At 38.9% G+C, this 13742-nt stretch carries 12 protein-coding genes; 5 read left to right on the plus strand and 7 right to left on the minus strand.

Annotated features, from left to right (window positions below; translation table 11 throughout):
- Nucleotides 1–14 precede the first annotated feature (14 nt).
- Nucleotides 15–1799, minus strand: a complete 1785-nt coding sequence (locus tag MKL32_RS10380; RefSeq protein ID WP_270900510.1) for an ABC transporter substrate-binding protein — start codon at nt 1797–1799, stop codon at nt 15–17.
- Nucleotides 1800–2456: 657 nt separating this feature from the next.
- Here MKL32_RS10380 and MKL32_RS10385 point away from each other — a divergent pair.
- The 5 genes from MKL32_RS10385 (at nt 2457) to MKL32_RS10405 (ending at nt 7793) form a co-directional block, all read left to right on the plus strand.
- Nucleotides 2457–5138 carry a TonB-dependent receptor gene (locus MKL32_RS10385; RefSeq protein WP_171498575.1) on the plus strand — a complete coding sequence of 894 codons (2682 nt, stop codon included), beginning with the start codon at nt 2457–2459 and terminating at the stop codon, nt 5136–5138.
- 148 nt (nt 5139–5286) lie between these two features.
- Complete coding sequence (locus MKL32_RS10390; protein ID WP_126132429.1) at nt 5287–5997, plus strand: energy transducer TonB; 711 nt, start codon at nt 5287–5289, stop codon at nt 5995–5997.
- 42 nt (nt 5998–6039) lie between these two features.
- Entirely contained in the window at nt 6040–6915 is an 876-nt protein-coding gene (locus MKL32_RS10395) for a MotA/TolQ/ExbB proton channel family protein (RefSeq protein ID WP_125271945.1), read from the plus strand.
- A gap of 11 nt (nt 6916–6926) precedes the next feature.
- Nucleotides 6927–7352, plus strand: coding sequence for an ExbD/TolR family protein (locus MKL32_RS10400; RefSeq protein WP_004914066.1), 426 nt, complete (start codon nt 6927–6929; stop codon nt 7350–7352).
- A gap of 21 nt (nt 7353–7373) precedes the next feature.
- The gene (locus tag MKL32_RS10405; RefSeq protein ID WP_125318510.1) at nt 7374–7793 is read left to right on the plus strand and encodes an ExbD/TolR family protein; all 420 of its coding nucleotides are present in this window, start codon (nt 7374–7376) and stop codon (nt 7791–7793) included.
- A gap of 75 nt (nt 7794–7868) precedes the next feature.
- Here the strand turns inward: MKL32_RS10405 and MKL32_RS10410 are convergent, their stop codons facing one another.
- The 6 genes from MKL32_RS10410 to MKL32_RS10435 form a co-directional block, all read right to left on the minus strand.
- The gene (locus MKL32_RS10410; RefSeq protein WP_112987366.1) at nt 7869–8540 is read right to left on the minus strand and encodes a hypothetical protein; all 672 of its coding nucleotides are present in this window, start codon (nt 8538–8540) and stop codon (nt 7869–7871) included.
- Between the two features lie 269 nt (nt 8541–8809).
- Nucleotides 8810–9454, minus strand: a complete 645-nt coding sequence (bioD, locus tag MKL32_RS10415) for a dethiobiotin synthase (protein ID WP_262578908.1) — start codon at nt 9452–9454, stop codon at nt 8810–8812.
- Nucleotides 9451–10209: a malonyl-ACP O-methyltransferase BioC gene (gene bioC / locus MKL32_RS10420; RefSeq protein WP_126132433.1), complete on the minus strand. Its 759-nt coding sequence runs from the start codon at nt 10207–10209 to the stop codon at nt 9451–9453. The genes bioD and bioC overlap by 4 nt, the downstream gene beginning before the upstream one ends.
- Nucleotides 10200–11354: an 8-amino-7-oxononanoate synthase gene (locus MKL32_RS10425; protein WP_270900511.1), complete on the minus strand. Its 1155-nt coding sequence runs from the start codon at nt 11352–11354 to the stop codon at nt 10200–10202. Before MKL32_RS10425 ends, bioC begins: the two co-directional genes overlap by 10 nt.
- A complete protein-coding gene (bioA, locus tag MKL32_RS10430) occupies nt 11341–12636 on the minus strand; it encodes an adenosylmethionine--8-amino-7-oxononanoate transaminase (protein WP_270900512.1) in 1296 nt (431 codons plus the stop codon). The genes MKL32_RS10425 and bioA overlap by 14 nt, the downstream gene beginning before the upstream one ends.
- Before the next feature lie 317 nt (nt 12637–12953).
- On the minus strand, nt 12954–13712 hold the full coding sequence (locus MKL32_RS10435) for a hydrolase (RefSeq protein ID WP_052242927.1): 759 nt from the start codon (nt 13710–13712) through the stop codon (nt 12954–12956).
- Nucleotides 13713–13742 lie beyond the last annotated feature (30 nt).

Below are 13742 nucleotides of genomic sequence, written 5' to 3' on the forward strand. Positions count from 1 at the left end.
CTTGAACTCAACACTTATTTTTGTCGTGGTGAAGCAATATCTAAATATTGCCAGTTACTGTTCATAATTGGATGGGCTTTAAAACCTTGAACGTGGGATTGGATCACCCAATTTCGAATACGGGTATCTTGTAAAATTAGAGGATTGTCAGCTTCAATTTGACGACTCATTTTTTCGTAATATGGCATGCGCTTTTCTGGAGGCTGTTGCATCGCTTGTTTATACAAACCATCATAAGCGGATGAGCTATAGCACGACTGATTACCTCTACCCACATTCGGTCCATATAATAGTTGCGTGAAATTTTCTCCTTCAGGATAGTCTGCATGCCAAGCTCCACCCCAAATCATATATTGACATTGCGTCGCTGCTTTTAAGTTATCGGCGAAGTTACTTACTCTGAAATCTGCGCGAATGCCGATCGCATCTAAATTCTTTTTCCACAACTCCGAATACATCACTGAGGATGAGCCACTTTCAGTATTTATTTTTAGAACAAGTGCTTTGCCATTTGGCAGATTTCGATAACCATCAGCACCTTTTTTATAACCAAAATGATCTAACAATTTATTAGCCAAACTCGGGTTATAGCCAATACTACTTCGATATTTTGGATTGTGCCCATTTACCCCCGCGGGTACCAACATTTCAGCTTTAACAGCCTGTCCTTTTCTTAATATCCGAATATATTCATCAACATTAAATGACATCGCAATTGCGCGTCTTAATGCAATTTTGTCCAAATTGTTCCCACCTATGATTGGATCACGCATATTCAGCATGGTATAGGTGATCTCTGCCTCCTTGTTCGGATAAAGTCGAATCCCCTTTTGTCGCATCGCAGGCTTAAGTTGATTATTTTGGTCTAAAACTTTAGGAATGGAACTCGAGGTGAGTTTATCGAAATCGAGTTGTTTTGATTGAAATGCCAGCCAACGTGACTGCTCTTCTTCAATAATACTGATATTTACTTTACCAATTTGAGGCATTTTTTTGCCTGTCATTTCTTTAACCAACTGGTTATCCCAAGCAGTTCCTGTCGATTTAAAATTCCAAACAAAACCTCGATAATCTGGGTTAGCTACTAGTTCTATTTTACTACGGGGCACATACTTACTCAGCATGTAAGGTCCTGTACCTACGGGATGCATTCCCAATCGATCTTTATAATAATCAACTACTTCACGAGCAGTAGCACCAAACGTACTATAAGCTAGAATATAGGGGAAGTTATAATCAGGTTGAGTCAAGGTAAATTGAAGTGTGTATCGATTTAAGGCTTTTACCCCCTCAATCTTGGCATCATAATTGAAGCGACCTGTTTGTTTCGCTTGCTCAACTAAAGCATTTGCACCCACAATTTTCTGGTCGATAAATGCATATGAAGAAGAATGATTTTTAGGATCTAAAATACGTTTGACCGAATACACATAGTCTTCTGCAATTAACTCTCTACGCTGACCTTTAAATGCTGGATCAGCAGTAAAATAAATACCTGGCTTTATTTTAAATATATAAACTTTCCCATTTTCTTTGATCACAGGCATACTTTGTGCCGTAGCTGGAACCAACTTGACAGGATTAGCTAGATAATCGTATTGCAGCAATCTCTCAAAAATAACATCGGCTACATTACCGCTATAAAAATTAAAAGTTTTGACCATATCAAAACCATCGTCAGGTGCTTCAAATGCGATTCGAAGCACCTTATCCGCTTGCGCTGGAGTTTTAGCGTTTCCCAAAGGAGCAAATACAATAACGGTTGAGAACAAAGCGACCGTAAAAAATTTAGACTTCAATTCAATGCTCACATTATCGTTTTTTAATAAATACTAGACTTTCGAATAGCATTCAACCACACATCGATCTTACCTGCCTGACTTAATCCAATGATCTTGTTCACAAAAATGAATGGTTTGTGATATTTTTACCAATCATAAAAATAATTCAGATGTAAAACCGACATCAAGACCCAAAATTACATTGCTAATTTCATGCCACTTTTCAAACAAATTTAAAAATAGAAAAATTAGACTCCCGTCTATTCACCCCTCCAATCAATATTTATTCATCCTAATTAAAAGTAACTTTATGCAAAATCTCATTTTTTCATAATATTCTTAACAATCAAAATAAGAGGCTATAAATACATGTTTTAAAATACATAAAATTAAAATGCACCAAATAAATGCACATAAAAATTAGCATGTTTCATTTTAATACCATGTCTAAAACCTAGAAAACTGTAAAAAAATGCCAATAAAAAATATTTTTATAAATTCATAATTTTTTAATAAATAGTAAAAATATGAAAAGCTTATTCAATAAAACTAGAACGCTTTTACACAATTTATTCTAGATTAAACCTGATCCAAAAAATGTATTTGGCACATGTCTTGCTAAAACGCTCTTGTTCAGTCTTTAAGAGTGACAATCCACTAGGGGTTATAAATTTAATGAAAAAAACCAATTTCGTTCAATCAAATGCTATGCCAAAAGCGAGCAAAACCGTACTCAAACTCAGTACCCTGAGTCTCAGTATGTTGTGTTTAACCATGACCCATGCAGCTGAAAATGAGTCGACCACGGAGGATAAACCAGCCAAAGTCGTCAAAGTTGCCGTTACAGGATCATCGATTAAAGGCGTTGCTGCACAGAGTGCATCTCCGATTACAATCGTAAAAGTCGATGATATTTTAAAACAGGGGATTACCTCTACCGAGGAGGCTTTATCCAAGATCACCGCCAATCAATCCAACTTTGTTACTGCTTCAAATGTCGGTACAAGTCGTACAGCAGGGTCAGCAGCAAACTTACGAGGTTTGGGGGCTAATAAAACTTTAATTTTGTTAAATGGCAGACGCTTGGCTGCTAATGCTTACGATACTGGGGTAACAAATTTAAATGTGATTCCATTAGCCATGCTTGATCGCATTGAAGTTTTACGTGATGGTGCATCCGCAGTGTATGGCACAGATGCAATTGGAGGGGTAATTAACTTTATTACCAAAAAACAATTCACGGGTCTAAATTTTAGTGCTGGCTATCAACAGCCTGAACAAAAAGGTGGTGAACAGCAAAACTATTCAATTTTTGGCGGGTTTGGTGATCTTGATGAAAATGGCTTTAATGCTTTTGGGGTCCTTGATTACCGACGTGGCGAAGACGTCATGGCTCAAGATCGGAAAGCTAGTCGACGAGGAGGTATTTTACCCGAGCTTGGTGTGAATAGAACCAGTAGCGGTTCTTTTCCAGCAAACTTGTATGACACTGAAACAGGTGTATTTGGTAATCCATACGCAGCGACAGGTTGTGGAGATAATCCTCTAGTGACTGCAAGTGGAGAAACTTGCCGTTATAACAGTCAAGCAGTGATTGGTATTGTTCCGAAAACTGAAGATGTTTCAGTTATGGGAAGAATAACTGCGAAACTTAACGATAACTTCAATGCAATTGGTGAATATTTATATGCTAGAAGCGAAGTTACAACATCAGTAGCCCCAGATGTTTTCTTTGATTTACCTATGAATCCAGATAGTAAATACTATCCAGGTCAAGGAATCACACCTGCAATGGATGGGGTCAGTGGACCTTTAGAATTATATCTTCGTTCACAAGCTGGTAATCGCGTAAGTAACAGTGTTAATGATTCACATCGTATCTTTGCTGGAATCGAAGGTGAGGCTTACGGTTGGGATATCAATACAGGCATCACTTATGCACGAAGCAATGCAGCCGATAACGTTTTAAGTGGATATCTAAATTACGATAAGACTGCAGAAGCTTTATTAAATGGCACACTTAATCCATTTGGCACTCAATCAGCTGATGATGGAAACGTTTGGAGTAATTTAAGTGTTCGGGGGAAATATTTAGACGCAAAACTAGATTCAACAATTGTCGATTTTACCGCTAGTCGACCAATCTACACACTACCTGCTGGAGATGTTGGTTTTGCTATTGGTGCAAGCTATCGTAAAGATGATTGGCAATCAAAAACTATCTCAGAAATCGCTAGTATTGCACCAAGTACAGGTATAGATCCTAATGAACCTGTGAATGAAGGTTCTCGAAATATCAAAGCTGTCTTTACCGAATTTCATATCCCTATTCATAAGACGCTAGAAGCACAGCTTGCTGCTCGATACGATGATTACAGTGATTTTGGGGACACTTTTAATCCTAAATTCTCGTTACGCTGGGAGCCAATCGAACAACTAATGTTCAGATCAAGCTATACCAAAGGCTTCAGAGCACCAACTTTACAAGAAATGTATTCACCAACGTCTGTGACCAATACAGCAGCAACCTACAACGATCCTATTTTATGCCCGAATGGTGTACCTGCTACAGGTGCTCTGCCAGCAAGGGATTGCGGAATGCAGTTTGATCGACAAAATGGTGGGAATAAGTCTTTAGAACCTGAAAAATCTGACTCATTCACTGCAGGTTTGGTATTCCAACCTATGAAGAATCTTGTTTTCACTTTAGATTATTTTGATATTAGTGTTGATAATCAAATCACTACTATTTCAGAAACCGCCATTTTTGCTAATCCAAATCAATATGCCGATAAATTTGTTCGTAATGCGGATGGCTCACTGAACTATATCAACACAACTAATCAAAACTTAGGTGGAATCAAAACATCTGGCTTTGATGTTGGCATGGCATGGCGCTCACCAATGACCAGCACTGGTCAAGTTGGATTTAATATCGATGGTACTTATGTCACTGATTATAAGTATCAAGAAGATAAAGGCACACCTTGGGTTGGAGTTGCTGGAAGCTATGCTGGATTAGATTATCAAGCAATTGTTCTACGTTGGAAACATACAGCGAATTTAGACTGGCGTTATGAAAATTGGGCATTGAACTTACAACAAAACTTCTCTAAAGGGTACAAAGATCAAAATTCTGGTGGTCAAAACCATAAAGTCAGTGACTACACAACTTACAACCTTTCAGGAACATACAAAGGGTTTAAAAATCTAGAACTAACGCTTGGAGTTAAAAATATGTTTGATGAGGAACCACCTGCTTCAAATGTATTAGATAACTTTCAAATGGGATATGACCCACGTTATGCAGACGTACTTGGTCGTACCTATTTTGTTCGAAGCACGTTCAAATTTTAAATACCAATCACTACAGCATGATTTCCAAATGCTGTAGTGAATTACCGTAATCAGTTCATCCAAAACCGCTCAATTGGCTGCTTATAAATAAGGCATTTAACTCTCTAGAGTTATGAATGGGTGAACAATTACATTTTCAGGAGCAATTATGGGCATACCCTTTGCTGAAAGTGAAAATCAATCTGCCAAACGTCTCGTCGGACTTGGTCTAGTTTTATTTTTACATCTTGTGATCGCCTATATTTTAGTAACAAGTTTAACCACTGATTTTACTAAACCAGTCGAGAAGCCTGTAGAACTTCAGATTATTCAAGATATTGAACCGCCACCACCACCTCCTCCACCCAAACCTGAGGAAAAACCACCTGAACTACCTAAAATGGTTGAGAAAGTGGCAAAAATGCCTGATCCGCCTAAGCAGGTGGAGAAAGTAACGCCTGTTGCAAAACCAACACCTACACAACCAACCAAAACTTCAGTGGCAACACCTGCACCTGTCACAGCGGCTTCTCCAAGTCCTAGCCCTGTTGCTGCTCCAATTGCAGCTGCTGCTCCCCCAGCACCTGCAAAACCAGCTGGAATTTCACGAGGCGTTTCAGAAGGTGAAGCTGGTTGTAAAGAGCCTGGTTATCCACGTGAACAGGAAATGGCTGGTGAAGAAGGTACTGTGCGTATGCGCTTACTTGTGGATAGCTCGGGCAAAGTAATCGATGCAAAAGTCAAAAAATCGAGTGGTGTACGTGAGTTAGATAAAGCCGCGACCAAAGCTTATAGCTTATGTAGCTTCACACCAGCGATGAAAGACGGTGTACCTCAACAAGATTGGTATGAAATCGAATACACATTCAAGATTTCTTAATAAATATAGAAGTGAATTAAACAATTTTTTGGAGAATTTAAAATGAATACAACTGTAAAAACAATCTCTCGATTTGCTGCGATTGGTCTTATCTCAACCAGCACCTTGCTTCCAATTAGTTCTGTTTGGGCTGAAGAAACCACGCAACCCACAGCTATTACTACAGTCGCGACTGATCCAACAACACAATCATCACCAACACCACCACCTCTTCCTGCGACTGAAGAAAAAGTGCATAACCCTTATGGCTTAGAAGCTTTATGGCGTGAGGGGGATCTCGTTGCAAAAACAACCTTATTCATCCTTGTTTTAATGTCAATTGGTACGTGGTACATCATCCTTTCAAAACTATTTCAACAAAGCAAAATCAAACGCCATGGTACTGAAGCTGAACGTAACTTTTGGGAAGCAGATACGTTAAATAGCGCAAAAGAAAGCTTAGATCCTAGCAGCACGTACCGCTATATCGCTGAAAAAGGTATTCACTCAACCAAACATCATGATGGCACCTTATTAGAACGCATTGATTTCAACACATGGGTAACGATTTCGATTCAACGTGCGATTGATAAAGTACAAAGCCATTTAGGTAACGGCTTGGCATTCCTTGCAACAGTGGGTTCAACTGCACCTTTCGTTGGCTTATTTGGAACAGTTTGGGGAATTTATCACGCATTGACTGCGATCGGCATTTCAGGACAAGCATCTATTGATAAAGTTGCTGGGCCTGTGGGTGAAGCATTAATCATGACCGCAATTGGCTTAGCTGTCGCTGTACCTGCAGTACTTGGTTATAACTGGCTGACTCGTCGCAATAAAGCTGTCATGGACAATATCCGTTCATTTGGCTCTGACTTACATGCAGTTTTACTCAGTGGCGAATTGCGCAGCAATCCTGTCAATCGTGATTCTAAATAAGGAATACGATTATGGGCATGATGATAAATTCAGATCAAAGTGATGATGATGTGATCGGCACCATCAACACCACTCCGCTTGTGGACATCATGCTGGTGCTTTTGATTATCTTTTTAATCACTGTTCCAGTGGTCACACATACAGTTCCTGTAAAGTTACCTGAAGAAAAGAATACGCCTTACGCCACCACCCCTCAAAATATTCAACTTTCAGTCAACAAAACTGGCGATATTTTTTGGAATGAACAATACGTTGCAAATAAAGAAACTTTACTTGCTCGTTTACAAGTTGAGGCGCAAAAGCGCCCGCAACCTGAAGTTCATATTCGTGGTGATCAATTGACGCACTACGCTGCAATTGATCAGGTAATTAGCACCACCCAACAAGCGGGTATTGGCAAAATCGCATTTGTCACTACTCCGCCTAGTTCACCTTAATCAGACGATAAGGAGTTAGTCATGGGTATGAATGTCGGACCAAAAAGTGGCGAAGATGATGTGATGCTCGATGTCAACATGACACCTTTAATTGATGTCATGCTGGTGTTATTGATTATGTTCATCATCACAATTCCAATCCCAAACAATGCCATTAATATCAATTTACCTAATGGCGCACCACCGCCACTAACCGATCAGAAACCACCTGAAACCATCAACTTAAGAGTCGATGCACAAGGTCGTATTTTCTGGAACGATCAAGCTGTTGCTGATCGCCAAGCATTGAAGGTTTTGTTTGAATCTGTTGCACAAAAAGCTGATCAGGATCAGATTAAATTTAAACCCGATCCACAAGCAGAATATAAAAATATTGCAATGGTGATGGCATTAGCTCAGCAAAGCAAAGTCACTAAAATAGGCATCGTGAGTAATAACTAGAAAAATAAACACTAACTATTAAGCTTCACAATTCTAAGTTCCTCCTGTGCTAACAAGTCCGCTTGTTAGCTTTTTTTATTTAATTTCACTTATGACGATTGGGAGAACCAAACTATTTACTTTATATCCTTTTGGTTTGTCATTGCAGGCATTTCCTGTCACCGTTGTTTTTATAACATAAGGCGAATACGGCATCACGTTTAAATAACCCGTGTTATCTGATCCTGTACGACAATCTTCTGCATCAAGTTTTTCGTCATAGCGACCAGCATTAGAGGACTCTTGCACTTCAGTAATCAACTTGGCATTCCATTGGCTCAAATAAACTAAACTTTTAGTAGCTTCAACAGTTCCTTGTCCCGAACCAGCACTTTCGATTTCAACCAGTTCGATCGATTTACCTTTATACATCGTTGGATGAACTTTAAATGTATTCGATTGACCACCAAACTCTTTTAAAATTTTTGCTTGTTTGAGCTTTGGTCGAGTCAATACATAACCCGCCCAAAAGTTACGCCCAGCATTTTCAAAACTAACACCAGACAAATAAGCTTCTTCGCCAGAAATTAATTTTACTTTTTCCGTGTGATCAATCTGAATGGCTTGCTGAGGATTCGCATTTGAATCTTGTAAATTAGTAATCCAATTAATGATGGTTTTATCTGTTGGTACAGCAGCATAGGATGCTGAGACTGGAATCAAAAATCCAAATAAAATGGATAGAACTAATTTATTTTTCTTGTTCATTTTAAACCTTACTTTTTACAATCAAAAATCTCACATGAAATATGATACTCGGAAATGTCATCCACAACCTGCGTGAATTTTGCAATATATTGTTTCTGCGAAATAATAAAAACAAGAACAGAAAGAGAACAGGTTTTGTGGATGACAATGCCTTTGCCTACTTTGGGCGAAACCAAAGTAGGGCGAACTGCAAGTTTATCCCTAACTTTAGATTGAACTCGGCGAGACTCCGTTAAGAGCAACTATTTTGATTCTCATTAAAATTTAAGTTAATTAAACTTTTCCAAATCAATCCATTGAGCATCAGGAAAATGCTTTGCCAAATAAGCCTTTAAATAATCCGCTGTATCTTTAGAAATAAGTGGATCTTTCGATTCATCTTTTAAGTTATATACCAAAGCATGCAAACTCAAACCACGATGTTTTAAAGCTTCTAAACTCAACAATGTGTGGTTAATGCTTCCCAAACGTCCAGAAGTCACCAAAATCACAGGAAATTGATGTTGAGCAATATAATCAATGGTCAACAACTCTGTGGTTAAAGGCACCATTAAACCGCCCGCACCTTCTAATAACACCACATCAAAACGCTGAGCAAGCTCTTTAGTTGCAACTTCGATCTTGGCAAAATCTAGATCACGCCCATCCAAACGCGTGGCTAAATGTGGCGAAGCTGGATAAGTAAAAATTTCAGGCATAGTCAATTTTTCATGATCTTCCTGAAACCAACCACTTCCCATAATTTCACGATGTTTTTCGATGTCTTCAGACACATCGACATTGCCAGTTTGCACCAACTTCTGGGTGATAACACGCTGCCCTTGTTCGGTCCAAAGTTTGGCAAGATAACCTGTGGCATAAGTTTTCCCAATTTCTGTATCAATACCACTGACAAAATAAATTGCTGCACTCATGCTTTTCTCCGCGCAATCACGTAAATCGGATGATAAGTTAGGCGAAAACCTTGCTCATCATGAAACTGTTGATAATCAGAATAAAACTGCTGTAAAGATTGCTTGGTCCAACGATGTGACTTTGCTGTTGCAGTCACCCCCGTCGCTTTTAGATGATGCAGCACTAATTTAGGATCATCAAAATTTAGATGTTTTTGTTCTTCTTGTATAAACACAATCTCAAAGCCATTTTCTTCAAGTTTCTGTTTCAATACGTCAATAGAATAATAATTTAAACCTTGCCCAGTCAGCTTTTTGATTTCGATTAAATTATTTTCACCAAATGTTGAGAAACCAAAATAGCTTTTCGGTTTTAAAGCATTATGAATTCGCTGTAATAATGCAGGTAGATCAGTCATCCATTGCAAAGCTGAACTCGAAATTACCGCATCCAATTCTGATGGTAATTCAAGCTGCTCAATATCTCCGATCAACCAAGCTATATTTTGAATCGTTGAAAAATGCTGATCTACATCCTCATAAAGATCATTTAAAAATAATTGATCAAACTGAAAATGAGTCCGAAATAAATGCGTTAAATTACCCGACCCACAACCGATCTCAAGTACAGAATCAAAAGTCTTTGGACAATATGATTTCAGATATTCAAATAACTGTGCACTGATCTGCTTTTGCACTACAGCATGCTCAACGTAACTTTGCCCTGCTTTAGCAAAACGTTGAGCGACTAAAGCTTTATCAACACTCACAAACATTCCACCAATTTTTCTAATTCAGCTTTTTGAACCATAGACGTTAATGAGATACGTAAACGTGAACTATTTTGCGGTACTGTTGGCGGTCGCACAGGCATGGCGTAAAAACCTTGTTGCTGAACATAACGTGCTTTTTCAATCGCTGCATTACTTTCGCCGACAATGATTGGAATAATATGGCTACTCGATGGACTTAAAAAACCTTTTGCAATCAACGCTTTCCGTAAAAAATGACTGATCTCGGCCAAGTGCTGACGCTGTTGCTGCATGCTCAATACTTTATTAAAAATAAAATCTGACCATGCCATTGAGATCGGTGGCAATGCGGTACTAAAAATCAATGGACGCATTTTATTGATCAGATAATCACGGATAATCGAATCACAAATGATATAACCGCCCACTGAGGCAATTGCTTTGCCAAAGGTTCCCACCAAGAAATCAATCTGATGCAATACACCATATTGCTCAGCACAACCTAGTCCTTGCTCACCTCTCACACCTATGGCATGAGCTTCATCAACATACAACATGGTTTTGACAAAACGTTGCTTTAACTGCGTCAGTGCCGCTAAATCCGTTTCATCACCATCCATACTAAAAATACTTTCAGTCACCACAATAATACGTTCAACTTGTTCATCTTGATGATACTTTTGCAATAACTGTTCCAAATGCTGCAAATCATTATGACGATAACGTACATATTGAGCATTCGTTAGACGAATACCATCAATCATACTGGCATGTACCAGTTTATCGGCTAGAATCACGGTTTTGCTATCACACAAGGCCGGCAAAATACCGATATTCATGTGGTAGCCACTATTAAAGAGTAAGGCAGCTCGACCAAAAGCTATGCTTAGGCTATTTTCAAATTGTTCATATTCTGCAAAATTACCCGTCAGTAAGCGTGAAGAAGATGAACTAAAGAGCGCTCGTTCAATTTTCAGCGTATCAAGAAATTCTTCTCTTAAATTTAAGTCAGCGGCCAAGCCTAAATAATCATTGGATGCCAGATTCAACATGGTTCGATCTTGAATCGTGATCCATTTTCCCTGCTGTTGATTTGCAGTAAATTGGCGAAAATTACCTTGCTGTTTGAGCTGGTCAAGCTGCTCAGCATAATGATCAAGCAAGGACATTAGCATGTGCTCCTTGCATATTTTTTACCACTTCACTCATCTGTGCTAATAAATAATGGAGTTCCTCATCTGTGATCACATACGGCGGCATCACATAGACCAATTTTCCAAATGGTCGCACCCAAATACCATGTTCAACAAACTGCTGCTGTAAGCTTTTCATGTCAACACTAGAGGTTAATTCAACCACTCCAATCGCACCTAATACACGTACATCTGCAACATGATCAAGTTCTGCTAAATCACTTAATTGCTGAACAAGGATCTTTTCAATACGTTGAATATTGCTCTGCCAATCTTGTTCAATTAATAATTGAGTACTTCTTAGAGCAACAGCACAAGCCAGAGGATTCGCCATAAAGGTTGGACCATGCATGAACACGCCCGCTTCGCCACGACTAATGGTTTCAGCCACTTGTTTAGTCGTTAATGTTGCAGATAATGTCATATAGCCTCCAGTCAAACCTTTACCGATACACATGATATCGGGTTCAACTTGTGCATGCTCCCAAGCAAACATTTTGCCTGTACGCCCAAAACCTGTTGCGATCTCATCAAAGATCAACAACAAATTGTATTGCTGACATAATTCTTTGGCTTGGCGCAAATACTCAGGATGATAAAAACGCATCCCTCCCGCACCTTGCACAATTGGCTCAATAATTAGTGCAGCAATACTGTGATGATGCTGTTCGATCTGGTGTTTGAGCTCTTGAATATCTCGTGGATTCCACTCACCATCAAAGCGACTTTGAGGCGCGGGTACAAAGATTCGATTCGGTAAACTTGAGCCAAAAATCTGATGCATTCCCGTAACAGGATCACACACCGACATCGCATTCCAAGTATCACCATGATAGCCAGAACGTGTAGTAATAAAATTGGTTTTCTCAGGTTGATTCAACGCAGCCCAATATTGCACTGCCATTTTTAAAGCCACTTCAACTGAAACTGAACCTGAGTCAGCATAGAAAATTTTATCTAAACTCGGAGGCGTAATTTTTAATAAGAGTTTACCCAATTCAATTGCAGGTTCATGCGTCAAACCACCAAACATGATATGCGCCATGTTTTGCAATTGATCAGTAATGGCTTTATTGAGTTCAGGGTGGTTATAACCGTGAATCGCACACCACCATGACGACATGCCATCAACCAGAGTTCGACCATCCTCTAGTTCGATGGTTGCACTATAAGCACGTTTCACTTTAAAAGTTGGCAGTGGATTTAACATCGAGGTATATGGATGCCATATATGTTCTAAATCAAATAAATCGGCCATCCATACTTCCTCATTGGTTAGATAAATATTGCTTTTAGGGGAGAGCTGCCTTGTGCTCATTTATTCTGGTATTAGCCTTCGGCTGGACCTACTTTTCTTTCGGGAAAAGTAGGCAAAACCATTTGTCATCCACAAAACCTGTTCACTTCTGGTGCCCATCCAAGAGTATCAACTCATCCATATTCATCACTTTTACTATCACCACGCAGGTTGTGGATGACGCTATCGAGTATCAATTTGTGGGAAAACTCTTATAAAAGAATTTGCAAACATCTTAAACTTGTCAAAATCTAAAATATATTGCGAGAACTTTCATTTCAAGCAAGATTGAACGTTGAGTAAATAAAATCTTCAATTACTTGCACAGTCTGCTCCACCATAAAACATGGAAAACCATGAGAAGCATCATCAATAGAAACAACAGTTAGATTTTTTGCAGCTAAATTCTGGATATTTTGAACAACTTGGTAAGGAACCAAAGCATCATGCTCAGCAAATACATGCAACTGTCTGCCTTGATAATTTTCATACAAACCTACCAAATTTAATTGCTCCAACAACTGCAACCCATCCCTAAGCAATGCAATCGCTTGTGGACGAATCAATTTCTGCATAGCCAAAAAGTCTTTTTTTGCTGAATTTGCACCTTGGCACACCAATAAACCAAACCGTTTTAGCGTAGTAATCGCATCCTGTTCAAATGATTGCTTAAACTGCATAAAAGTTTCGACTGGCATGGCTGTCGTCCAATTAGTTTGAGCAACAAAACATGGATTCGATGCTAGAGTGATTAACAGCTTCTGTTCAGCATATTGCTGTTGAATTTGGTTGACTAATAGTGTTGCTAGTTGACCTCCCAGTGACCATCCCACGATGACATCGAATTTCACTGCAAGTTCGACGTGCTGCTGCAAAACTTCATTATCGAGAGCATTAAAAATATTAATCCGCTCAACGAGATACCCCTTTTGTTCTAAAGCATCATGTAAAGGTTTTAATAATTTGGCACCACCACCCCAGCCAGTGATGAGTAAAATTTTTTTAGACAATGAGATACCTGTCGATTGCATAATCATTTTGTATAAAACATCGCATAAATTGGTTAT

This window comes from Acinetobacter sp. AOR34_HL (assembly GCF_027854795.1).
Classification (GTDB): domain Bacteria; phylum Pseudomonadota; class Gammaproteobacteria; order Pseudomonadales; family Moraxellaceae; genus Acinetobacter; species Acinetobacter junii.